This window comes from Ligilactobacillus acidipiscis, assembly GCF_900116935.1.
Lineage (GTDB): Bacteria > Bacillota > Bacilli > Lactobacillales > Lactobacillaceae > Ligilactobacillus > Ligilactobacillus acidipiscis.
Genome location: NZ_LT630287.1, coordinates 2,255,065 through 2,279,280 on the forward strand (window position 1 = coordinate 2,255,065; position 24,216 = coordinate 2,279,280).

Annotated in this window: 20 protein-coding genes; 8 read left to right on the plus strand and 12 right to left on the minus strand. The window is 41.8% G+C overall.

Going from position 1 to position 24,216, the window contains the following annotated elements:
- The first annotated feature begins 487 nt into the window (after window positions 1–487).
- Complete coding sequence (locus BQ5903_RS10495) at window positions 488–1,891, plus strand: amino acid ABC transporter substrate-binding protein/permease (protein ID WP_382385129.1); 1,404 nt, start codon at window positions 488–490, stop codon at window positions 1,889–1,891.
- A gap of 457 nt (window positions 1,892–2,348) precedes the next feature.
- Here BQ5903_RS10495 and BQ5903_RS10500 read toward each other — a convergent pair whose 3' ends face one another.
- The 4 genes from BQ5903_RS10500 to BQ5903_RS10515 all read right to left on the minus strand — a co-directional run bounded on the left by BQ5903_RS10500 (window position 2,349) and on the right by BQ5903_RS10515 (window position 6,640).
- Window positions 2,349–2,807, minus strand: a complete 459-nt coding sequence (locus tag BQ5903_RS10500) for a universal stress protein (RefSeq protein ID WP_010497554.1) — start codon at window positions 2,805–2,807, stop codon at window positions 2,349–2,351.
- An 86-nt stretch (window positions 2,808–2,893) separates the two neighbouring features.
- Window positions 2,894–3,829, minus strand: coding sequence for a CPBP family intramembrane glutamic endopeptidase (locus tag BQ5903_RS10505; RefSeq protein ID WP_010497556.1), 936 nt, complete (start codon window positions 3,827–3,829; stop codon window positions 2,894–2,896).
- A 490-nt stretch (window positions 3,830–4,319) separates the two neighbouring features.
- The gene (locus BQ5903_RS10510; RefSeq protein ID WP_010497558.1) at window positions 4,320–5,063 is read right to left on the minus strand and encodes a deoxynucleoside kinase; all 744 of its coding nucleotides are present in this window, start codon (window positions 5,061–5,063) and stop codon (window positions 4,320–4,322) included.
- A gap of 161 nt (window positions 5,064–5,224) precedes the next feature.
- Window positions 5,225–6,640 (minus strand): MFS transporter, encoded by a 1,416-nt coding sequence (locus BQ5903_RS10515; RefSeq protein WP_079579503.1) that lies wholly within the window; start codon window positions 6,638–6,640, stop codon window positions 5,225–5,227.
- Window positions 6,641–6,785: 145 nt separating this feature from the next.
- On the opposite strand from BQ5903_RS10515, the gene BQ5903_RS10520 reads away from it, so the two are divergent.
- From BQ5903_RS10520 to BQ5903_RS10530, 3 genes are all read left to right on the plus strand, one after another.
- Window positions 6,786–7,280 (plus strand): MarR family winged helix-turn-helix transcriptional regulator, encoded by a 495-nt coding sequence (locus tag BQ5903_RS10520; RefSeq protein ID WP_231920857.1) that lies wholly within the window; start codon window positions 6,786–6,788, stop codon window positions 7,278–7,280.
- 13 nt (window positions 7,281–7,293) lie between these two features.
- Window positions 7,294–8,145 (plus strand): aldo/keto reductase, encoded by an 852-nt coding sequence (locus BQ5903_RS10525; protein ID WP_010497564.1) that lies wholly within the window; start codon window positions 7,294–7,296, stop codon window positions 8,143–8,145.
- Between the two features lie 102 nt (window positions 8,146–8,247).
- Window positions 8,248–9,585, plus strand: a complete 1,338-nt coding sequence (locus BQ5903_RS10530) for a dihydrolipoyl dehydrogenase family protein (RefSeq protein WP_079579504.1) — start codon at window positions 8,248–8,250, stop codon at window positions 9,583–9,585.
- A gap of 432 nt (window positions 9,586–10,017) precedes the next feature.
- On the opposite strand, the gene BQ5903_RS10535 is transcribed toward BQ5903_RS10530, so the two are convergent.
- The 5 genes from BQ5903_RS10535 to BQ5903_RS10550 all read right to left on the minus strand — a co-directional run bounded on the left by BQ5903_RS10535 (window position 10,018) and on the right by BQ5903_RS10550 (window position 15,535).
- Complete coding sequence (locus tag BQ5903_RS10535) at window positions 10,018–11,151, minus strand: 5-methyltetrahydropteroyltriglutamate--homocysteine S-methyltransferase (RefSeq protein WP_079579505.1); 1,134 nt, start codon at window positions 11,149–11,151, stop codon at window positions 10,018–10,020.
- A 717-nt stretch (window positions 11,152–11,868) separates the two neighbouring features.
- Entirely contained in the window at window positions 11,869–13,140 is a 1,272-nt protein-coding gene (locus BQ5903_RS10540; RefSeq protein ID WP_079579507.1) for a methionine gamma-lyase family protein, read from the minus strand.
- 247 nt (window positions 13,141–13,387) lie between these two features.
- Entirely contained in the window at window positions 13,388–13,573 is a 186-nt protein-coding gene (locus BQ5903_RS12325) for a hypothetical protein (protein ID WP_231920951.1), read from the minus strand.
- Window positions 13,557–13,955, minus strand: coding sequence for a flavodoxin family protein (locus BQ5903_RS10545; protein ID WP_010497581.1), 399 nt, complete (start codon window positions 13,953–13,955; stop codon window positions 13,557–13,559). Before BQ5903_RS10545 ends, BQ5903_RS12325 begins: the two co-directional genes overlap by 17 nt.
- Before the next feature lie 269 nt (window positions 13,956–14,224).
- Complete coding sequence (locus BQ5903_RS10550; RefSeq protein ID WP_010499933.1) at window positions 14,225–15,535, minus strand: IS1380 family transposase; 1,311 nt, start codon at window positions 15,533–15,535, stop codon at window positions 14,225–14,227.
- Window positions 15,536–15,869: 334 nt separating this feature from the next.
- Here BQ5903_RS10550 and thiD point away from each other — a divergent pair, with 334 nt between their 5' ends.
- A complete protein-coding gene (thiD, locus tag BQ5903_RS10555) occupies window positions 15,870–16,679 on the plus strand; it encodes a bifunctional hydroxymethylpyrimidine kinase/phosphomethylpyrimidine kinase (RefSeq protein WP_056971600.1) in 810 nt (269 codons plus the stop codon).
- Window positions 16,680–16,907: 228 nt separating this feature from the next.
- Window positions 16,908–18,977 carry a peptidoglycan D,D-transpeptidase FtsI family protein gene (locus BQ5903_RS10560; protein WP_079579508.1) on the plus strand — a complete coding sequence of 690 codons (2,070 nt, stop codon included), beginning with the start codon at window positions 16,908–16,910 and terminating at the stop codon, window positions 18,975–18,977.
- A 414-nt stretch (window positions 18,978–19,391) separates the two neighbouring features.
- Here BQ5903_RS10560 and BQ5903_RS10565 read toward each other — a convergent pair whose 3' ends face one another.
- Genes BQ5903_RS10565 through BQ5903_RS10575 form a run of 3 tightly spaced genes read right to left on the minus strand, consistent with a single transcriptional unit; the run spans window position 19,392 to window position 22,918 of the window.
- Window positions 19,392–20,111: an aspartate/glutamate racemase family protein gene (locus BQ5903_RS10565; RefSeq protein ID WP_010497594.1), complete on the minus strand. Its 720-nt coding sequence runs from the start codon at window positions 20,109–20,111 to the stop codon at window positions 19,392–19,394.
- Window positions 20,112–20,116: 5 nt separating this feature from the next.
- The gene (locus tag BQ5903_RS10570) at window positions 20,117–21,376 is read right to left on the minus strand and encodes a carboxylate--amine ligase (protein WP_010497595.1); all 1,260 of its coding nucleotides are present in this window, start codon (window positions 21,374–21,376) and stop codon (window positions 20,117–20,119) included.
- 3 nt (window positions 21,377–21,379) lie between these two features.
- Entirely contained in the window at window positions 21,380–22,918 is a 1,539-nt protein-coding gene (locus tag BQ5903_RS10575; RefSeq protein WP_079579509.1) for a UDP-N-acetylmuramoyl-L-alanyl-D-glutamate--2,6-diaminopimelate ligase, read from the minus strand.
- Between the two features lie 322 nt (window positions 22,919–23,240).
- On the opposite strand from BQ5903_RS10575, the gene BQ5903_RS10580 reads away from it, so the two are divergent.
- Both BQ5903_RS10580 and BQ5903_RS10585 read left to right on the plus strand, forming a co-directional pair.
- Complete coding sequence (locus tag BQ5903_RS10580; RefSeq protein ID WP_079579510.1) at window positions 23,241–23,615, plus strand: acylglycerol kinase family protein; 375 nt, start codon at window positions 23,241–23,243, stop codon at window positions 23,613–23,615.
- Window positions 23,603–24,142: a diacylglycerol/lipid kinase family protein gene (locus tag BQ5903_RS10585; RefSeq protein ID WP_231920858.1), complete on the plus strand. Its 540-nt coding sequence runs from the start codon at window positions 23,603–23,605 to the stop codon at window positions 24,140–24,142. Before BQ5903_RS10580 ends, BQ5903_RS10585 begins: the two co-directional genes overlap by 13 nt.
- Window positions 24,143–24,216: the final 74 nt, after the last annotated feature.

Consider the following 24,216-nt stretch of genomic DNA (forward strand, 5'->3'; position numbering starts at 1 on the left):
ACCAACATCGAACGCACTGTCACACTATAGTCGAGTCTGACCATTATCTGATAGAGAATTTAACAAGCCCTTGACCTCTTTTCGTGTGGTTTTTAATGAAACAACCATCTAATTTATAAAATATAAATTATGAGCTGTTCATTCCCTACAACTGTATTCTAATCGCTTTCTAACAAAATTACAAGCACTTTTTCGCATATTTATTGTGTGTCCCAAAAAAATGCCGCCGTTTAACAAAAGCTATCTTAGTTTCATCGAGCTAACTCCTGAGTCATAATGACATTTGGTCAAGCAACGAATTCTTCAAGCATAGCACTAACCATGGTGCTTATTATTCATTTGGTATAGATAGATAAATTTGCTTTTTTGGTTAGGTCAGCTACCCTTAATTAGTTAAAATGTGGTATTCTAGAAACATTATTAAAAATAAATAAGTAAAGGGGCGAGATCTGATGAAAAAAATAGGATGATCAAATTTCTTGTGGCTATGTTTTCACTGATCCTGTTTTTCGCAGTATCTCCAAAAATACACGCGGAAAAAACTTATACGATCGGGACAGATGTTACATACCCGCCTTTCGAATTTGCTAATAAGGATAACAAATACGTTGGGATCGATATTGATTTAATGAAGACCATCGCAAAAGAAGAAGGCTTCAAGGTCAATATCAAGGAACTGGGCTTTAACGCCGCAGTCCAATCACTGCAATCAAACCAAATCGACGGTGTGATCGCAGGAATGTCGATCACGCCTGAACGTAAGTCTAAATTTGATTTTTCTGATCCATATTACAAAACTGGTGTCGTGATGGCAGTGGCCCAAGATAGCAAGATCAAAGGTTTAAGCGACTTGAAAGGCAAGCGTGTAGCCCTAAAAACTGGGACAGCGGCTGCCGATTATGCACAATCACAACAGAAAAAATACGGCTTTAAGACTGTAACTTTTGATGATTCAGACAATATGTATAACGACGTGGTCAATGGTAATTCAGTTGCGACCTTCGAAGACGACCCTGTTATGAAGTATGCTATCAAAACAGGGACTAAACTTAAGATCGTGACTAAACCTGCAGAAAGCGGCTATTATGGATTTGCGGTCATGAAGGGGCAAAATCCTGAATTAATTCAGAAATTCAATCACGGTTTGCAGGTGCTTAAGAAAAATGGTCAATATAAAAAAATCACTGACCGTTATCTCAGTACCAAAACAGTAAACTCACAGAAGAAAAAGACAAATGATCACACATTTAGCGGTCTGATCAAAGAAAACTATTCTGTTTTGTTAAAGGGACTTGGACAAACGCTTTATCTGACGATCGTTGGGATCATTGCGGCAACGGTTTTTGGAGTAATTTTTGGCTTGTTGGGTGTTTTGCCTAACAAATTTGCACGCGGACTATCCACAACGGTGATCTATATTTTCCGTGGTCTGCCGTTACTGGTACTGGCTTTGTTCATTTACAACGGGATACCTAGTTTGACAGGAACAAAGATCCCCGCTTTCGTCGCTGGGACGATCACATTGATGCTTAATGAAGGAGCATATACCGCGGCCTTTGTCAAAGGTGGGATAGATTCGGTCGACATTGGGCAAATGGAAGCCGCGCGCAGTTTAGGTCTGCCGTTTGGCAAAGCGATGCGCAAAGTTATCTTGCCGCAAGGGATCAAGATCATGGTCCCATCATTTATCAACCAGTTCATCATTACGCTGAAGGATACGTCGATCCTATCGATCATTGGCATCCTGGAATTAACACAAACTGGGAAAATCATCATCGCGCGCAACCTGGAAGGCTTCAAAGTCTGGGGCATCGTAGCGCTGATGTACTTAGTGATCATCACATTGCTGACATGGCTCTCGAAGTATGTGGAAAAGAAAATGAACGACTAAAAATTGATTTTAAAAATCTCGGACAGTTTGAATTAAGCTGGCCGAGATTTTTTATTCCTTCATGTGATTTTTCTTTGATTGAAATCGGCTGGAACTTTACTGATCTTTTAGCCGATTTTGTCAAATTGGCTGGAACTTCGCCAGACTTTTAACCGATTTCGTTGAATTGGCTAATTCTTTGCCTGTCTTTTAGCCGATTCTGTTAAATTGGCTGGAACTTCGCCAGACTTTTAGCCGATTCTGTTAAATTGGCTAGTACTTTGCCATTCTTTTAGCCGATTCTGTTAAATTGGCTAGTACTTTGCCATTCTTTTAGCCGATTTTGTCAAATTGGCTAATTCTTCGCCTGTCTTTTAGCCGATTCCGATTGTTTGCAAACCAAGAAGTACTTAATAAAACGAAGCAGTCACATAAAAAGCCAGACGTTTCTCGTACTTACGAAAAACATGCCTGACTTTTATTTTTTTGTTATTAAAACATCACACTGAGCAGCCCTAGGAACATAGGAAGTTACTGAACCAGCAAGCATTCGTTTGAACAAACTCATTTCAGTTCCGCCGATCACTAGCAAATCATTGTGATACTCAGGCTGAAAGTCATCTAAAATCACTGTTCTAGGATTGCCAAACCGCAGATGGACAAAGACTTGTTCTGGCTCTAACCCGTCGTTTCGCAGTATTTTTTCCCTTAGTTCAGTTAAAAACTCTTCATTAGATTGTTCAATGTCATAGATGCCTTGACCATCGATCACAGTCTGGCCCCCTGCCTTATACTGTAATGAATTAATATCTATGACCCGCAAAATATCTAATCTTGCGTGATTGCGTTTCGCAGTGGCGACGGCTTTTTCCAAAGCCCGATCGGCACCTGCAGATTTATTGACCGCAACCAAGATTCGTTGATAGTTAAGTGTCATATCGTCACACGCCCCCTAAAATAAACTTATGTTTAACATCATACTCCATTTTCGTTATGAAAGCCATTTCAAAAGCTGCCTTTGACTTATTTATGACTCAAATTTGCTACCATCATGATGATCGATAAGACCGTGATCACGATCCCCAACCAGTTGCCAAAAACTAATTTAAGCTCGTGGCGGCGTAAACGGTGACGAGCATACCAACTTTTAATACGCTGCCGTTTTTGCCATAAGATCCACGCTCCAACCAACCCGCCACCGACAAAAATAATAACATTAAGTACACTGCTGGCTTGCTTAGGCAAAGCATCTAAGATCCGTCCAAATACATCGCCTAATACTAAGTTATTAAAAGAATGGAGAGCAATCGACCACTTGATCCCAAATTTAAGCGCAACAACCGCCAGAATCAACCCGATACCAAATGCGAACGGTGATTGCATAATATTAAGGTGATAAAGTCCAAATAAGCCGGCTGACAATAAGATAGCTGCACTGATCCCATAAGGCTGAACACTACGCAAGACAAAACCACGGAAAACGATCTCCTCTGTGATCGGCGCTAAAAATCCTGAATAAAGAAACATCGACCAAGTTTCACTGCCTGCACTAGCGGATTTCAGCTCGGCATTTGCCGTAAAACCCAACTGATTCAATAAGGATTCTAAACCATTTGAGTAAACCGTAAATATTAGTTGGATCAATAACATCAAAGCAACTAAACTGACAAACTTTTGCCAGGTCATCCGCGAACGTCCAGTTTGAAAAAAAGTTTTTCTCAGTCGTGGTGAAGTCGCAACAAAAATGACAAATAACCCCGCCGCGACAGCTACAAAATAAGGTGAACCAATTTGGTCGATCTTATCGCCGTGCATGAGTTTGGGATCATAAAATACTTCGACTAACACGGCAATCGTCGCCATGAGCTGGAACACGATGGTGTAAACTGCTCCGATCAGCCAAACTTTTTTGACTGAGCGTTGATACTCTTCCCGCTCAAATACACCGATGAAGCGCACCTGATCACCACTTTCGTTAATTACTAATATTCATGATTATAATCTTATCACAACAAGCGATGCAACCAAAAGACAAGCGTTTCATAGTCGGGTTGCGGCAAACAAGAAGTTCCGTTTATCCAACTTAAACAGCACAGTGCAAAAAGCGCACTCCGCTGTTTAAGTCCGATATACTCCCTTCTTCCCGCTTGCCTTCGCCTTGTGTTCTTAGTCGGGCTGCGCATGGCAAAAGCTTGCGCCTAACTAACTTTTACGCCACAATGCAAAAAACGCATTATAGCGTAAGAGCCCATTAGTGCTCGGCTTCTGGACGCCATACTCCGCCTTGTGTTCTTAGTCAGGCTGCGTGAACCAGAAAGTTCCGCCTAATCAACTTAGTCATCACAGCAAGAAAAACACTTGCCATAATGCCTAAGTCCATTAGTGCTCACTTTCTTCCGGTTCACTCCGCCCTGTATAAAAAAAGACCGTCAACAACGGCCTTCCTTAATTATTGTGCTTTAAAAATTTTTTCATGTTCGGCTTTGAATTTATCCATCTGAACATCATTCAAGTTGCCTAATTCATGCAGCTTGCTTTCGATCATGTCAAAGACTTCCACCCGATCACTTAAACTATCGACGAAATCATACTTGTCGCCATCAATCACCAATAGCGGCGAAGCTTTATATTCTTTCATCCATACCTCGTAACAGTTTAACAAACGATGGTAGTAATCCTCCAATGAGGGGTCCTTTTCCACCAATTCGTAGTCACGACCGCGTTTTTCGATCCGTTTTAACATCGTCTCGTACGATACTTTGATCGTGATCATCAAATCTGGTGACTTCTTATGTGAAGCAAACGGCAATTCTTCCATCATGTTGTTAAGCAAACTCTTGTAGATGTCATACTCAACTTGAGTGGCGTTACCCATTTCCGTATTGATTTTCATAAAGATCTCATCTTCATAGATTGAACGGTCTAAAATATTGTTATCTTCACGCATCGCTGCCTTGATCATCGAAAAACGGCGGTTCAAGAAGAAAGTTTGTAACAAATATGCGTATGGATTAGTGGCTTCCTTGTCGCCGGCAGCACGTTTCTGTGCGGCGATCTCGTTGCCTTTATAGAAAATTGGCAAGACAGGATTGTCCTGCACTGGTTCATAATATGCTTTTGTTCCGAGTTCTGCTGAAAGGATATCAGTTAAGCTAGACTTTCCCGACCCGATAATACCAGATAATGTAATCAAAATGATTGAAGCATCCTTTCCCTAATTATCAACAGACAAGGACCACTCCTTGTCTACGATCCTATTATTTCTCTATCCAATCATACGCGAATTTAGGCAAAAAATAAAGAACAAAATTTGCTAAAAACCACAACTTATAGGTGGTGAGTTTTGCTTTCATACTAGATATACGGGGTTTTGGACTTGTCAGTTTTTGTTGTTAAATGTTTTGCTGCTAAAACTGTTGCCAAACTAACCAAGGCTAAGATCAGCAAAATACCGTAATCAAAATGGCTGCCCTTGGCTGTTAAAATCGCCAAAGAAGCGCCTTTTTTCATTTGTTGCGATGAGATAACTGCTGATAAGACACTTGTTCCAAAAGAACCGGCGTATTGTTGAAAAGTATTGAACAGCGAGTTAACATCTGCTTTTTGCTGTGGTAGGACCTGTGTGCTGGCATCTGACATTGAATTACTAAACCCGAAGTTAAAGCCTCCCCGCAAGAATAGGTAGATCAAGGTCGTTGACAGTGCCGTCAAGATCGGCGTCAGTGTAAAAAACATGCCCGTCCCAGCTACTATACAAATACTGGAGATCAGCAGTGGAATAAATGCTCCGTGTTTGTCAAATAAACGGCCGGCATAAGGTGAAATAGCCGCACCGAGCAAAGCGCCAGGCAGTATGATCAAACCGGCAACAAATGCACTTGAATGAAGATAGTTTTCCACAAAGATCGGAATCACAAATGAGATCCCAATATTGATAAACTGCAAGATAAAAAAGTTCAACCAGCGCAAACAGATCAGAGGGTTTAATAGCAGTTTGAAATTCAAGATCTGGCGCGAAGAGAAATGAAAATGTCCGATCAACAGCAAAACGCCGCCGCTAAAAGCAGCCAGCATCCAAGCAAACCTGCTGCTTTTGAAGCCATAATTGCCGCCGTTTGCAAAAGCTGTGCTTAAACAAAAGAATGTCAGGCTCAGTAAAACTAGCCCGATCCAGTCGAATTTCTCCTGTGTCCCATCAGCTTCTAAGAAAATATTTTTCTCACCGATCCACGCCGTCAGCAACAACAACGGTACGGCAACTATAAAGACTCCCCGCCAGGACCAAAATGCGGCCATTGTTCCACCATATGTCGGTCCTAAAGCCGGTGCGAGTGAAATGATCATTGCAGCGATCCCCATATAGGTCCCCAGTTTTCTTTGCGGGATCAGCGACATCACCAAATGATACATTAAAGGCGTGGAAATCCCCGTAGCGACGGCCTGCAGCAACCGTCCTGTCAACAAGACCGGAAATACCTGCGCCGTGGCACACATTAGAGCCCCCAATAAATTAAAAATGATTGCCACCGAAAATAATGAACGTGCGTTAAACTTCTTAGTTAAATAACCGGTCGTTGACATGATGACCGTGACCATCAGCAAATACCCGGATGTGACCCACTGCATCGTCCCAAGTGTGACGTTAAATTCACGAGTCAGTGTGGGAAAAGTCACGTTCAGCGAGGTCTCGACCAATATTCCTAAAAATGACAGCATTGCTGCCGCCGCGATTGAGGCTTTTGTTTGCCGACTAACGTTTTGTTCGACCATACTAATTGACTTTCTCTCCATTAACGATTATGATGAAAATAAATATTATTTCCTTGGAAACTTTTGTTATCAATCAATCTTACAACTTTCAAAATGAAATGCCAAATATTTTATTTTGGATGACCGGAAACGGGGCACATTAGCTGTGTCTGAACCACGAAGGGAGTCTGACAACTTGGCAATTTCTCAAGAGATCTTGCAAAAATACAATCATTTGCTGGCCTTAGACGATGATGACGATCAGGAAAAACGGTGGCTGAGTACCCAAGATCCGCACGCTCAAGGCCTGCGGACCTCTCATTTTCATATTCTCTCATATTTATTGGCGCATCCAGATGCGACCGCTAAAGAAATCAGCCAGGAATTTAGTATTTTGCGGGGAACTTTATCCAAAAGAATGTCACTTTTAATCAAGCGTGAACTAGTTTGCGCTCATACTGACGCTAATGACGGTCGCAGCAAGCATTATTCACTACTGCCTGCAGGAGTCAAGATCGCACGACTCCATGAGGAGCTCTTACGCCAAAAAAACGCCCAACTAACTAAGGTATTACAAACGTTTGACAAAGATGACCTGGCCACGATCGCGCAATTTTTAACACAAGTCGCTGACGCTGAAGAACACATGCATTATCAATGAAAGGAAGATTTTTATGCAAATACCTACTATTACCTTACGCGACGGACTGTCACTGCCAGCAGTCGGTTTTGGAACTTCCGGCTTGAAAGGTCCAGCTGGGATCGAAACGATCGATACCGCGATCGCTAACGGCTACCGTTTGATCGATACTGCCTACAACTACGAAAATGAAGGCACTGTCGGGCAGGCTGTCAAACGTTCTGGAATAGCCCGCTCGCAGCTTTTGCTCTCATCGAAACTCCCAGGACGCCATCACAAGTATAAACAAGCGATCACTGCGATCCAAGAATCGCTCTACCGTGCCGGACTAGACTACTATGACCTTTATTTGATCCACTGGCCAAACCCTAAGCGCGGTGAATATGTTGAAGCTTGGCAAGCACTGCTCGACGCCAAACGTTTTGGCCTAGTACGGGCCGTGGGTGTTTCGAACTTCTTACCGGAACATTTGGAAAAATTGCAACAGCAGACAGGTGAATTGCCAGAAATTAATCAGATCGAACTGCATCCTTTATTCAGCCAGCCCGAACTGCAAAAATATGATCAGGACCATGAAATAGTCACTGAAGCTTGGAGTCCACTAGGCGGTGTCGGCATGGGCTTGAGTCAACCGATCCGCGAATTACCGTTGGTCAAACGTTTGGGAGAAAAATACGGCAAAAACGGCGGACAAATTATCTTACGCTGGGAACACCAGTTGGGAGTCTTACCTTTGCCGCTATCCCACGATCCAAGACGTCAGGCACAAAACTTAGACATTTTCGACTTTTCATTAACTGACGATGAAATGCAAGAGATCATCAACCTAGACCAAGACAACGCGCGCGTCTCGCAGCAAGATCCGCAAACCCATGAAGAACTATAAATAGAAAAGAAACCGAGTTGCCAAGATGGCAGCCCGGTTTTCTTGCTATTTAACAATTTTTGTGAGAATTTAAACTCGAACTATCGAATAAGGAGGAAAACCATGACTAAAAAATATGCTTACGATGTAATATACATTGGTGGGGGACATGCCTCATTTGACGGCGCTGAGCTTCTCGCTAAAACTGGTCAAAAAGTGGCACTGATCACTGATGATTTAATTGGCGGAACATGCACTAACCGTGGCTGTAACGCCAAGATCACGCTGGATGCTCCGGTCAACTTGCAACGAGCAGTAAACCGCATGCAAGGACTTGTTCACGGAGAGATCACAATCGACTGGCCCGCTTTGGTCGCTCACAAAAAAGAAGTGATCAAGGATCTGCCCCAAGGGACAGAAAATAAACTGACAAACGCTGGCGTGGAAATTTTCAGAGGACACGCTAGCTTAATTGGTCCGCATACCGTACAGATCGATGGACAAACAAAATACTCTGCTGAAAAAATCGTGATCGGCACGGGTCAACACCCGAACCGTTTGCAGATCCCCGGAAGTGAACTCGCCCATGACAGTAGTGAATTCATGGACCTCACAGAAATGCCGCACAATATCGCTATCGTCGGTGCAGGCTATATCAGCTATGAATTTGCCACGATCGCTAACGCCGTTGGGGCAAACGTCACTGTTTTCATGCATGGCGACCAAGCCCTCCGCAATTTTTATCAAACGTTTGTAAAAAAAGTTACCGTAGATCTTGCAGACCGTGGGGTCAAATTTATTCACAATGCGCAGGTAAGTTCATTTACCAAAAACGGCCAAGAAGTCACAGTCCATTATGGCAACGAGCAAACAGCCGAATTCGACTGGCTTTTAGATGCCACTGGCCGGATACCAAACGTTAATAATATGGGACTAGAGGAAGTTGGTGTTAAGTACTCAAAGCGCGGGATCAAAGTCAATGACTACCTGCAGACCAGTGTCCCAAGCATCTATGCAGCCGGTGATGTACTGGACAAAAGTCAGCCGAAGTTAACGCCGACTGCGACCTTTGAGTCCTACTATCTGTATCAACTATTCAGTGGACAAAATACAAACACTATTAAATACCCGGCGATCCCCACTACCGTTTATACTTCGCCGCGGATCGCTCAAGTTGGCGTCACGCCGGCACAAGCTAAACAGGGTGACTTTGAAATTGTAGAAAATCACATTCCAGACGACTGGTACCGTCAAATCGACCAAGAAACAATTGGTGACCGGGTTTTGGTATTTGATAAGGAACATCATTTAATTGGTGTGACTGAATTCAGCGATAAAGCCGAAGATGCCGTCAACACCTATCTGCCGGCAATCGTTTCTGGTTATGATGATAATGATATGTGGCAAATGGCGCACATTTTTCCATCAGTCGGAGCTTCAGCCTGGCATAAGATCCGCTAGAAAACTGCCGAGTTTATTTGGGATGTCCTTTTGATTGCGGGAGTTGCTTTGAAAAGCATGCTCCCGTATTTTTACTTTGTGGCTCTTACTTGGACGGAGTTTGCGTCGCATTTCTACTTGTAACACATACTTCACCGTAGTTTGCATCACATTTCCGCTTGTACTACTTACTTTGCCATAGTTTGCATCACATTCTCACTTGTAACTCCTACTTCGCCATAGTTTGCGTCACATTCTCACTTGTAACACTTACTTCGCCATAGTTTGCGTCGCATTTCCACTTGTAGCGCTTACTTTCACCGACTTTGCTTCGCATTAGGTCAAGCTACAAAAATATACTAACTAACTCAGTCTTACTTTACACAAAAAGAGGCCCGTAGCTCAATTCCACGGCCCCCTTATTTTGCAACTTCTCTACAAGTCACGATATATTTATTCTCCCCAAACTTCTTGGGCAGTTTCAATAACTAACCGAATCTTAGCCCATTCTTGTTGTTCCGTTAACTTATTTCCTTCCTCAGTGGAAGCAAAACCACATTGCGTACTGAGTGATAAATTTTCCAGCGGTACAAATTCTGCTGCTTCCTTGATCCGTTCGACCAACGTTTGCTTAGATTCCAATTCTGGTTTCTTGCTGGTAACCAGACCAAGGACCACTTGTTTACCGTCCGGAACTTCAGCTAACGGCGCAAAATCACCTGAACGATCATCATCAAATTCCAAGTAGAAAGCATCTACTTTTTCTTGCGCTAGCAAATGACTGGCAACTGGAACATAGCCGCCCTTTGCTGCCCAAGTCGAATGATAATTTCCGCGACAAACGTGAGTGCTGACCCGTAAATCTTCGGGCAAGTCTCTTAAGACAGTATTATTTAATTTCAAATATATATCCTGCAGCTCATTTAGATCATATTCTCCATTCGTCTGATGCTCCCAAAAGTCGTGATCCACGACCATGCCCCAGGTACAGTCATCAATTTTTACATCACGACAGCCTTCGTCATATAGTGCCAAGATCAAATCATGATAAGCTTGACCAATATCTGAGATCAGTTCATCTTGATCAGGGTAGAATTTATTAACTGCGGCAACATTTTCTTCCCCACGTAATAATTCTGAATAAAACTGAGCTGGTGCTGGGATACTTTGACGTGCCGTAATCCCGTCGTGGTCTGCAACTAAATCATGCAAAAACTGGAAAGCTTTCAAGTCATGATGTTCAGGATCAAAGGAGATTTTCCCGATAACTTGAGCCGAATCAGCGCGCGTTTCTTCATCGTGGAAGAAATAACCGTGCTCTGGTTTGGTGTGTTTGATACCGGCAAAGCCCCAGAAAGTATCCAAATGCCAATAACTGCGCCGAAATTCTCCGTCAGTCACGATTTTTAACCCTGCATCGATCTCCTTAGCGACTAAATCCCGGATCGCATCATCTTCCACTGCTGTTAATTCGCTGTGATCGATCTTACCTGCAGCAAAATCTTCACGTGATCGTTTTAATTCGCTTGGACGTAAAAAACTTCCGACAATATCATAATGTAACTTTGTTGCTGTTTGCTTCGTCATCTAAATCTCTCCCTTTCCAAATGTACAGACACAAAAAACGCCCCCAGAAAATAACTTGCGCTATCTTCTAGGGGCGTGTCATTTACAGTTTAAACTTCACGCGGTACCACCCACTTGCAACATTATTCTCACAAATAATGTCCTTATCAGGTACACAAAAATTGCTATACCTTACCGCGCTAACAGGCGGACCCGCGAACGACTTGCCAATAAGCTCATCGTTCGTTTGCATTCCAAGACCATCTTCACCACGATCCTCTTGTCGCTTCACAGCTGCCGCGACTCTCTGCAAAGATTCTCATTAGTTACTCATCTTTTATTAGCAAATATTCATTAAATTGTTAGTATTTTAATATAACAGTTGGAACTTGTCAAGGACCTAATAAAATATTTTTTTAAAACCTGCCCATTTGCGAGAAATAATGTACATAACTTATCCCTGCATTGGTGTTTGCAGCTTGCATCTTTTTTTCGGTACTACTTTGTTTAAATTCTCTTGGCAACTTGATTTGCTGGTTTTTCTAAGAGCATTCACCCTCACTTACCGCAGTTATTTTTCGTTTTTTTGACAACATTACTTTTTTTCTTGCAAATTACCTTTAAATCAATTTTTGGGCACAAAAATACCCAGCAAGTTTCATCTACTTAAAAGTAACTTACTGAGTATTAAAATATAGTCACACAAGTCAGCCGTATTAATTTTATCGGCTGGCTCCATTAATTTTGAAAGAAGGTATCTCTAACAGCATTAGCAATCGCAATTTTAACATGTTGGAAGGATAATCCTCCCTGAATATATAACGTAAATGGATCACGCAACGGTCCATCAGAAGAAAGCTCGATCGTAGAACCTTCCGTGAAACTGCCGGAGGCCATGATGACCTTATCTTCATAGCCATCTTGATAGCTTGGCTCCGGGTCAACGAAAGCGTTCATCGGCGAATAGTGCTGGATAGCAGCACAGAACTGAACCATTGGTTCTGGCTTGCCAAACGTCACAGTCTGGACAATGTCAGTCCGGGGAGCGTTCCACTTCGGTGCCGTATCCATACCCATTTTTTCTAACAAAGCTGCTGTGAAGATCATACCCTTCAAAGCCTCACCTGTGGTGTGCGGAGCCATAAAGAAGCCTTCGTAAAAATCACGTAAATAGCCATATGTTGCACCTTCGGACTTACCAACGCCCGGCACGATCAACTGTGCAGCACAATCTAAGATCAGTTTTTCGCGGCCAACAATATAAGCACCCGTTTTGGCGATACCAGCACCGGCGTTCTTGTACAAAGAGCCTGCCATGAGGTCGGCGGCACCAAAGAAAGTTGCTTCCTCAGTCTCCGTGAATTCTCCGTAACAATTATCAATAAAGACCACGGCTTGCGGTGCCAAACGTTTGGCAGTCTCCACCATTTTTTTGATCTTTTTTAATGTAAAACTGGCACGGTTTGAATATCCCAAGGAACGCTGGATCGTAACAACCTTGATCGTTGGATCATCAGCCAGATCCTTTTCAACTTTTTCATAGTCAACTTCGCCGTTAGGCAATAAGTCTGTACATTTGAAATTGATCCCGCGCTTTTTCATTGAACCCGGATTATCACCGACCAAACCAATCACTTCTTGGATCGTGTCATAAGGCATACCTGTCATGTAGTATAAAGTATCTCCATAATAAAGCTGGGAAAACAAAGCCGTCGTGATCGCATGAGTACCTGAAGTTAATTGCGGGCGAACCAAAGCATCTTCAGTCTTGAAATAACCAGCATAAATTTTTTCTAACTTATCACGACCGATATCATCATAACCATAACCCGTTGAGCCTACCAAGTCTTCTTCAGCAACATGATTTTCGGCAAATAAGTTCAACACCCGTTGCTGATTATACAAAGTTTGTTCATCTATCTGCTGTAATCGTGGTGCGATCTGTTCGTCAACTTCTGAGATCTTCTGTTTAAGATCTTGTGGTAAATTTTCCTGCCACTTATGTTCCATTAGTTTTTTCCCCTTTTTTCAAACGATTTTAGCTGTTCTGTCAGCCATAAATCGAAATTGTACTCTTTTAAATTGTAGCTGTTTTCTGATAACCATTCAACTGACTAAATATCTTTGCTTTTTAGCTAAAACTTCTTCCATGTATCAATACACTTTGTCTTTTTAACTAACACAATATTTCTATTGGTTCACGATCTTTTTCCCAAACTTCTGAAATTACCACCGGATCTTGTCAGTGTCACTATTTTTACAAACCTAAGTCAATCTTAAAAATTACCCAACGAAACACTGTCAATACTTTATTGTACTGACAAAAGCCCGCAATTTCTGCTAAAAAAATAAGCACCAAGGTATTATTGATTTCTACCAAGTTGCTTATTTCTACTAACATCTTCACCGAAACATTAACTGTTTTATTATTTTGTTGCTTCAACAAAGTCCGTTAATTCTTGGATCTGTTTATCGTTTAAATCAGCTTTGATCTTAGGCGCAAAACCATGCAAGAATAATGATCCATCACCAATTTTTACACCACTTTTACTGAGTGCCTTAGTGAACTCGGTTTTGATCGAAAAAGCACCACCAGATGTACCAAACATAAATACTTCACTAACTTGACTTGGATCGATCTTCTCCGCATATTTTCTCAGATCAGAGTACATTTTCCCGTGGACAGCACCGCCTAAGTATAATTTATCGACCTGATCTGGAAGTGGTTCTTCGATCGAAGCAGCTTCCACGCCCAATTTTTCAGCGATCATTTTTGCAACTTTCTTTGTGTTACCAGATTTTGAACAATATCTTACAGCTATCATGTACATTTCCCCCTCTAGCAATTATGAAGCGTTTTTATTTACAAAGTAATTATACTATCCACTTAATAATTAAATCAAATATTAACTTGGAAAAATTAAAAAGTAAGCAAACACCTGAATTATTCATACTTTTCGTTGCAGTTAAAACTTTGTGCAAAGTTACTTTAGTGTGTAAAAAAAGCAGCTTTTTGTTAGTTTTGTTGTCGGACTGTTTAAAAAAGGACAGACTTCACCCTTTCCCTAAGAAAAACATTTTTTATTTTGTGAGTTCACAGCGGATATATTTTTAGATTTTGAATCTTGAACAGTGTCTGCCAAAATAATTTATCGAACACATTGGTCTGAGATAAATGGACCCAGACTTGACGCGCATGGTGCGTGACCTTAGCTGCCACATGGAGTAATTTAAAACGGATCGTCCCGACCTGAGCGTGTTTAAGCTTTGTTGGTAAAACTAAGTTCTTCATGGCTTGCAGTATATTATAAGCGACCCCAGCTACCAGCATCCGGAACTCATTGGCCTCAAAACTAGAACTGTCCGTTTTATCAAAGTGAAAGCCACGTTTAACTTCTTTGATCAAGTCTTCCATGGAACCGCGTTGGTGATAGAGGGCAAAGACTTGTGGACCGCTTAATTCTTCCAAGTTGGTCACGATAAACTCATGGTCAAACAGAAAGTTGCCCGCCGGCCGCGTTGATTTAATAATCACACGATAAGGTCGTGACCAACTTTGAGGACAATAGTCTCGCAGGACATGCCATTGGACTTCAGCTTCGGTGAAGTCCTGGTCACCCACTTGGATCAGGTTTTCAGCCCGACTTTGGAGCTGGTAGTTCGCTTTTAAACGAATCACGAACTTAGCCTGCTTTTTATCACACGCATGGTAGATCCCTGGAGCTGCGAAACCAGAATCTCCCCGCACTAAGACATCCAGGGAAGATCCGTCATAGGCCCGTAAGCTCCGTAATAAAAATTTAGTCGCACCTTGGGAAGTATAGCGATTGCCGGGGCGTAATTGAGCATTCAACAAGCAGCCCGATAAAGCATCAAAGGCTAGTAAAGGATGATAACCGTTGGTCTGGTAGTGACCGTTATAAGCACTCTTTTCTTGGTCACCAAACGTATCGGCATGTGTCGAATCTAGATCAAGGATCAGCTGATGTTGATTTAGCTGCCCAAGAACAAAGTGAGCTACCGAGCCGAGCAATGATTTGACTGAAAAGAGCCCAGACGCTGAAATGTGATTGATAAAGCGTGAAAGTGTCGGCTGGGAAGCGACCGCTTGAGACAAGACCAGCTTAAAATCAACGGCGTGTGACAAGGTATTAGCCGACTGATCTTGGCAGTATCCTGCCAGCAATTGCAACAGCAACTGCTTAAATAAATTGTTCAAGGGAAAGGTACAATATTTACGGTCATCTTTAAAATGCAAGTTATCTTCTAAGAGCTGGTCAAAGTGAATTTGGTGCAGAAATTCAGCAATTAATAAAGTTCCGGCATCGTTCGCTAACTCACCACCGTCATTAGAAATGTTGATCTGGTCATTGAATAAAAGTTTTTCATGATGTAAAGTTGACATAAGGAGCACTCCTGTTCTTTGTGGTTTTCATCGACTTTACAATAGCACAGGATGTGCTCTTTTTGTACACCCAACAGGTGAAAAACGAAAAAGATGCGAACTAGCATGACAACAACAAAAAGTAGTCCTTAAGGGAAAAGTATGAATAATTCAGGAAACATCAAGTTTTTAACAAACGCGCAAACTTACTCAGACCTTCTTTGATCAAATTTGTTCAATATTCTTTTAGTTTTGGAAGTTATTATGCTATTCTTGATTCAATAATCTATAATATAGTCAGAATGTCAGGATAATTTCTGCACACTATGACAAATTAAAAAGAAGGAATTTAAATATGGTCAATCAATTTCCACAAGTTTTGACGATTGCAGGATCCGATTGTGATGGCAGCGCGGGACTGCAAGCTGATATGAACACTTTCCAGAGATGTGGCGTTTATGGTATGAGTGTCTTGACCGCTGCCGTTGCAGGCAACTCATATGGAATCTTTGCCAGCCAACCAATGCCAACAGAATTCATTGATAAACAATTTGCAGTCTTGACTGAGGATTTTCAAATCAATGCCTGCAAGACCGGAATGCTAACTGATACTAGAACTATTGAAACTGTTGCTAAAAATTATCAAAAACATGATCTAGGACCGCTCGTGTTGGATCCAGTGATCATTACCAAACATGGGGACATGTTACTTGAAGAAGATGCATTTGAAACTCTCAAGGAAAAGCTGATCCCACAAGCAACTGTGTTAACGCCAAATTATTACGAGGCCGTCAAATTAACCGGTATTCAGATCGAATCAACAACTGACGCACTAAAAGCAGCACAGATCTTACAAGAAATGGGTGCTAAAAATGTGATGGTCAAGGGTAAGCACAACGATAAACAGCAAACTAAAGTAACTGATCTTGTTTTATTAGAAGACAAAACGTCCTTTACTTTAAGCGAACCGTTTATCAATACCACACACATTAATGGGACCGGCGACCTGTTATCGGCTTGCATAGCCGCCGAGATCGCCAAGAAAACAAGTATCGCGGATGCAATTAAACAAGCCAAAAAGTTTGTCACTGCAGCGATCGCAGATCAACTGGATGTCGGCCACAAGTATGGTCCAGTCAATCATTTGGTAAAATATTCTTTTTAAGAGTGTCAACGTAGCATGAACTTCCCATAGTTCACGCTATTTTTATATCTTTTACAAGGGACAGGACTACTTGTAAAATGCTATAATGGTTCAGTATCATTATAGTAAAAGTTGTTTTTTTCTTATTATATAGTTGAAAGTATTGCGTGAGTGACTCATTGGCTATATAAATGTTTCAAGAGCAATTATTCTGCTTTTGTATTATTACATGACATGGGAGTACTTATTTTGAAATTTTTTAAACCATCAAATTCAAATGACGATTCACCAAAAGTAAATAAATCACGAATACCAATTCGGTTAAATGTCTTGTTTTTTGTCGCTTTTCTGCTATTTGCCATGCTGATCGGTCGGTTAGTTCAACTGCAAATCATCCAAGGCGAACACTTTCAAAGTGAGATCAACAGCGGCGATATAAAAACTGAAACCAGAAACGTTCAACGGGGTATGATCTATGATTCGGCCGGCAAACCGCTAGTCGCAAATAATTCTGCTCGCGCGATCAGCTATTCTAAACCACTTAATGTCAATCCAAAAACAATGTACTCGGTGGCTAATGACCTGGTAAAATACGTTGACCTAGAAGATGAACCGGTCACGAAAACGATGCGTGTCAATTATTATTTGGCACAGCATGAAGATGACGTTAAAAAGAAGATCCAAAACGTCAATTCGATCACAGATGATAAAAAGCTGGCACGTTTGGAAGACGCTTATGTCAGAAAACACGACTTAGCTGACAACTTGTCAAAAAAACAAAAGAAAGCCGCTGTTATTTACAATAAGATAAATAATGCTTATTCATTATCAACGATCTATCTTAAAACCGCTGGTGTTACTGACCAAGAAATGGCTCGGATCGGCGAACATCAATCTGATCTGCCGGGCATTAAGATCACGACCGACTGGACCAGAAGTTATCCAAATGGCAACTCGATCAAAAACGTTGCTGGTACAGTTACTTCGCAAAAGCAAGGTTTGCCAAGTGAAAGAGTCAATGAGTTGCTTGCTGAAGGTTATTCACGGGACGATAACGTTGGTTCTAGTTACATCGAATCACAATACGAAAACGTCTTAAAGGGTACCAAGCAAGCAATCAACGTTGAAACACAGAACGGCAAGATCTTGAAGAAGACTAAACAATATGGTGGTAAAGCGGGGGACAATATCCAATTAACGATCAATTCGAAGTTCCAAAATGATGTCCAAGATATTATTGAAAATGCGGTCAAATCCGGCTCAGCTAACCAAAACCCATTGATGACCGGCGGATACGCAGTAGTCATGAACCCTAACACCGGCGGAATTTACGCCTTAGCGGGGGTCGACCGGGATAACAAGACCGGCAAACTGACAACCAACTCACTCGGACCGCTCAATCAAACGATGGTCATGGGTTCTGTTGTCAAGGGCGCGCAAGTTATGGGCGCTTTAAACAAGGGAGTCATTACGCCTACCAATAATACTTTGACTGATACACCGATCAAGTTAGCCGGCACAGCGACGATCTCTTCGATCTTTAACAAGTCGGGGAACAACAATATGACTTTGTCAGCCGCAGATGCGTTGGAAGTTTCTTCTAACTCTTATATGATGCAGTTGACGATGAAAGAAGCAGGTTTCCACTATACACCCGGTGCAGCTTTGCATATGCCCGTTTCGATTTTTGATACCTTACGGGGGAACTTCAATCAATATGGTTTAGGTGTCAAAACAGGAGTAGATATCCCTGGTGAAGCCCCTGGATTCAAGGGTGGATCTTCCTACGCTGATATCGGAAAGGCGTTGAACTTATCATTTGGTAACTACGATGCCTATACTACGATCCAAGTGGCGCAATACATGGCAACGATTGCAAACGGCGGCTATCGGATGCAGCCTCACGTGTTGCAATCGATCCGAAGCAAGGGTAAAAATGGTAAGCTCGGAGCAGTCAATTATGAGTTCCAGCCTAAAGTTTTGAACGTTGTCAATGGAACAAAAGCCCAATGGGATGTTGTTCATAAGGGATTATGGCAGGTAGTCCACGGTAATAACCAATGGCGTACCGGTCGACGATTGGAAGACTTAGAGCCTTCGGTTTCCGCCAAGTCTGGTACTGCTGAAACTGTCACGAATGGCATTTCAACTACGACCTTAAGTGCGGCCAGTTATGCGCCGTCGGACAATCCACAAGTTGTGATCGCAGTGGCCTATCCAGGCTCAGGTTCTACTAACGAAACATTCAACATGGAATCTGTAAAGTCGATCTATCAAGCTTTCTGGAAGGACGTTGAATCAAGCGATGGCCTTAAATAAATAGCAAATACCGATCCTTCAGAGTTGGAGGACCGGTATTTTTATCTGGAAATTTAAATATCTTGTTGCCGTAACGTCTTTCATAATTTGACCATTGGAAAATTTTGAAAAGGAACGGATTATTGCTGTTATTCCTTTGCTGTACTTTGCGTCACATTTTTACTTGTAACGCTTACTTCGCCAGACTTTGCGTCACATTCCCGCTTGTAACTCTTACTTCGCCAAACTTTGCATCACATTCTCACTTGTGGCACTTAATTCACCATAGTTTGCGTCACATTCTCACTTGTAACTCTTACTTTGTCAAAGTTTGCGTCACATTTGCCAAAATTACTTGGATAATCACAATGATCCTATCAAAAAACGACTGCACTCCATCATCAAATGAGGAACAGCCGTCCTAAAAATCACTATTTACTTTTTTACACCAGAACGTGACTTTAGTGCCAGCTCGATCGTCTTGTCAACCAGGATCGACTGAGAATCTGTCACAGGGTGCATGGTATAGGGCTCACGTTCTTGGGCAAGAGACAATTCAGTACAGCCCAAAACTACTGTATCACAGCCCTTTTCTACAAACATTTGTCGTAAGATCTCGTGATACAAGGTACGATCAACATGATTTTTCTCTTTAACATTACCATAGATGAGTTCTGTGGTCTGTTGCTGGATCTTATCATCCGGCAGCACAAGCTCATAACCTGCGGACTGGATCTCATCATCATAAATATGATCCGCACGTGTACCTTCGGTGGAGATCAACCCCACACGTTTGGCAGTGGGAAGCTTCTTACTGATCCACTTCACAGCTTCTCGCGGCATATGCAAAATCGGAATATCTGTGACTTTCGTTAATTCATCGTAAAAATAATGAGCAGTGTTACATGGCAAAGTGAAAAAGTCTGGTTTTAAAGCCGCTTGTTGTTTGAAGTCTTCTAACAACGGTGTCAATGGACTTGGCTTGGTGTGGTCCAAAATATAGTCTGTCCTATCCGGGACCGTTGCATGGTTAACCAAAATATAATTTAAATAATCCTGATCACTATTAGCCGGTGTGCGTTCATTGAGTTGATGGATATATGTTTCAGTGGCAGACGTTCCCATCCCGCCAATGATCGTAAAGAAATGTTCCATCTGGATCACCCCTTATTTTGTTTGAAATACTGATCAAAGTTCTTCACATAATTATGATTCATCCACTTGATCAAAGCCCAACGTTTAAGATTCATATCCTCAGAATATTCATAAGTAGTTCCGACACGCTTGTCTTTGATCAACTGGAGTGCAGCTTGCTTATTTGGATTGTTGCGAGCATATTTTTTGAAAGTTTTGACTGGTACTCCCAACCATAAATGGTGCTTAGTGGTATCGTCATTACCATAGACAACTGGTTTATCAGCTAATTTTTTAGTCACGTAATCCTGCACTACATAGTCGGCCAAATTATAACCGTTTAAAGTTACAAAGAAACTGCTGCGGCCTTGCCGTAAGTTGATCTCAAAAAGCTTGAACTTCTGGTCACGAACATCATATTTCATATCAAAGTTAGCGTAACCCGTGAATTTCACAGCTTCTAAGAAGGTTTGGATCGTATGATAGATCTCTTCGTTGTATTCCGGCAAAATTGCGACGTAATTACCAATAGCTGCAGGAGCAGGATCTTCCAACAGCGGATGTCCTAAACACATCATCTTAACCTGATGATTTTGGTCAACGTAAGCATTCAAAACACGCATATTGCTGTCATCGCCGGGAATAAAGTCCTGTAAAATAAAGTCGGACTGATAACCGTTCTCATAAGACAAGCGTAAGATTTGGTCGAATTCTTCTCGGCTTTGGATCCGAAACGCCTTCTTGCGTCCTTCGAAATGTACATCCAGCCACTCCACACTGTTAGCAGCCTTTAAAGCAACTGGATATTCAAACGGCTGCGGCACATTTGTTGGATCTTTTTCCCATTCTGCTTTCGTGATGGTCTTGGTCTTCGGATAAGGAAGGTCATATTTTTCACAAATCTCGTAGAAACGTTCCTTATTGTTTAAAGTCTTCAAAAGTTTGTAATCAATGTATGGACAAACAAAAACATCCGCTAGTTCATCTTTATGTTGTGAGATCAACTCTGCATAACCATCCCCACAACCAATCAAAATAACCGGTTCTTCATGGTCTTGGTACTGGTCTTTTAGCTTTTTCATGGTCTCGATCCAAACGGGATCTTTATCAAAACCGGCAACGATCGTGAGGTCAACGATCTTCGTAAAGCGTGTCGGTGCTAATTGTGCGGCTGCATATGCTTTAACTGGACGATGATATTTTTGATAAAACGACCGTGCCATCCCATAGACATTAAAGTCGCTCCCTAATAAGACTGGTGTAAACTCAACTTTTTCATTTGTCATGATTTATCTCTCCTTGATCAAATCTTCCGCTATCTTGACATCAGTTTCATACGGCACATTTTTCCCGTTCAACTTCTGCGTGGCATCGCGTCCTTTTCCTGCCAAAACTACGATCTCGCCAGGTTTACTAAGCATAATGGCCTGTTTAACAGCCGTTTTTCTATCCAAAACGATCTGAACTTCAACCTGATCGTGATCGATATGCTGGTCGATCTCTTGTGCGATCTGCAGTGGATCTTCAGTCGCCGGATCATCAGAAGTCAATATAGCCACGTCAGCTTCTTCACTAATTGCCTGACCCAAACCACTTCGTCTTGAAATACCTTTATCGCCAGTACTTCCTGTCAAAACGATCAACCGCTCATCTGGGATCTGTTGACGTAAGAAGCTCAGCAGTGACTTTAAACTAGCATAGTTATGCGCATAATCAATATAAACTGTCCCATGGTCTTTAGTTTGGAAAACCTCCATGCGACCTGGAACACGGACCTCTGGCAAATGCTGTCTGATCTCAGTCGCAGACACGCCTGTCATTGCAGCGGACACAATGGCGGCAATGGCATTTTCTTGATTATAATCCCCAGGGATATCCACTTCATATGCACCATCAATAGCTAATTTTCGACCTTTGTCAGAATATGAGGAGATTTCTACCGTACTTTCAGTCAAATCTTGTCTGGTCTCTTTAAATTCAAAATCAACCTGCGTTTGAAATGAGATCAATGAATTTTCCCGTGCGTATAAGTATATATGATCATCCATCAGTGACCCCTTCGCAGCACCGTTGATTTCATCAAAGTGTTGCGACTCGGCATTAATGATCACGTTTTTGGAATTACGCAATAATTGCTCTTTACAGTATAGATAGTCTTCAAAAGTCGGGTGCTCATTTCGTCCAATATGATCTGGTGAAATATTCAAAAAGATCCCTAAATCATATTTCAAACCATAGACCCGGTTTTTCTTGAAAGCCTGCGAAGAGACCTCCATGATCAAATGAGTCATCCCGTTCTTGACTGCTTCAGCCATGTCATGAAACAGATCCAATGATTCCGGTGTCGTTAGGTCTGATTTGAAACGTTGTTCAGGCTTGGGGCCGGTGATCCGGTCGATCGTCGAAAACAAGGCAGCGTGGCCATTAGTATGTGCATCTTGAACGCCGTGCGCAAAATAAGCCGTTGTTGTTTTTCCCTTGGTTCCGGTGATACCAGTAATAAATAGTTGGTTTTGCGGAAAGCCGTAAAACGCAGCACCCAACAAGGACATCGCTTTTTGGACATCTCTGACAATAATGGCTGTCAATCCTTGTCCCTGCACATATTCCCCTTCCGAAACATAGGCAGTTGCCCCTTTTTCTTTAGCCTGATTTAAATAGGCCGGTTCAAAATTTCCTTTGCAAAAAAACAGTGTTTGTGCTGTTGCTTGACGTGAATCATAAGTCACGTGGGTAAATTTTCTAGGTGGTTCTTGTGCAGCTTTTTTTTCAATTAATAAATCATGTTCTGACAAAAGTGTCATAGTTTGAGACATTGTAAGTGCCATTTTTTAAATATCCCCTTTTAAACGTCTAGGCGTTTTTGTTTCGGTTGCGGCTGGATTTTTTCCAGCAATCAAACGATCACACTTCGTCGCCCAACTTATAGTATGATATAAGAAAAATAGTCTGTGAAAAGATGGCGTACTGTCAGCTTCTCCTAGTAACTACAGTTATTGCTATTGTACCATAGAAAAAGATAACTTTCTGAACGAGACAACCGCTAAAGCGTTAAACAATAGGCTTTTTACGTATCTTAAAAATAAATTAAATAATATCGATATAATTTGAATCATAGCTTACTCACATTGGAGAAAGTAGGAGACTCTTATGACAAAAACTTGGGGCATTTTCTATAATAAAAATTCAGGATCTGGTGAAGCAACAAAAAAAGCTGAGCTTTGTCAAAAACGTTTGGCAGAAAAAGACAGTAAAGTAGTCTTGATAACAGGGGATTCACTGGATGAGTCACAAAGACATTTAGCAAACAGTTTACCTGACCTTGATTCATTGATCGTGATTGGCGGAGATGGAACGTTAAATGCAGCATTCAGCGTCATCGTAAAAAACAACCATCCCTTGCCAGTTGGTATCATTCCTGCTGGAACAGTCAACAATTCGCTAAAAGATATCATATTCCGCAAGACACAGAAAACGCGATTGCAAATATCATCGTACCAGCACGACTCCGCATGGTCGGACTAGGTAAATGCGGCATGGATAAAGCAGTAGTCAGTTCCTTGACATTTGGTAACCTGGCAACACTATCTAATGAAGTCCGCCAAAGAGACAAACAAAAATTTGGTCTAGGTGTCTATTTAGTCAAGGCCATCCAGCAGATCGGTAAAAACAAATCTTATCTGATCAAGTATCAAATTGGAGACCATCAGGTCGAAACTCTGCGCACATGGTTCACCTTGATCACAACTTCTCGTTTAGTTGGCGGCTTTGCTTATGACACTGGAGCAAAAGAAAAAATGCACGTTTCAGTATTACACAATATTCATCTCCAACAGGTGGGAGAGTATATCTATTTTGCGGTGACAGGAAAGTTGCGTAGAGCGAAAAACATCACCACGTATACTACGCAAAAGCTGACCGTAACACCGCAAGATGGTAAAAAAGTTGTGTCACGGATCGATGGTGATGAAGGACCCGAACTACCCTTAACAATCACATTTTTGCCAGAATACCTACCGCTAATGGTGCCCCCTCAGTCTAATAAAAGATAAGGTATTTTACTATCTAAACTTAAATAAAATCGTTACAATATGAGTGAAAGGTCACATAAATGACCTTGAGTTCA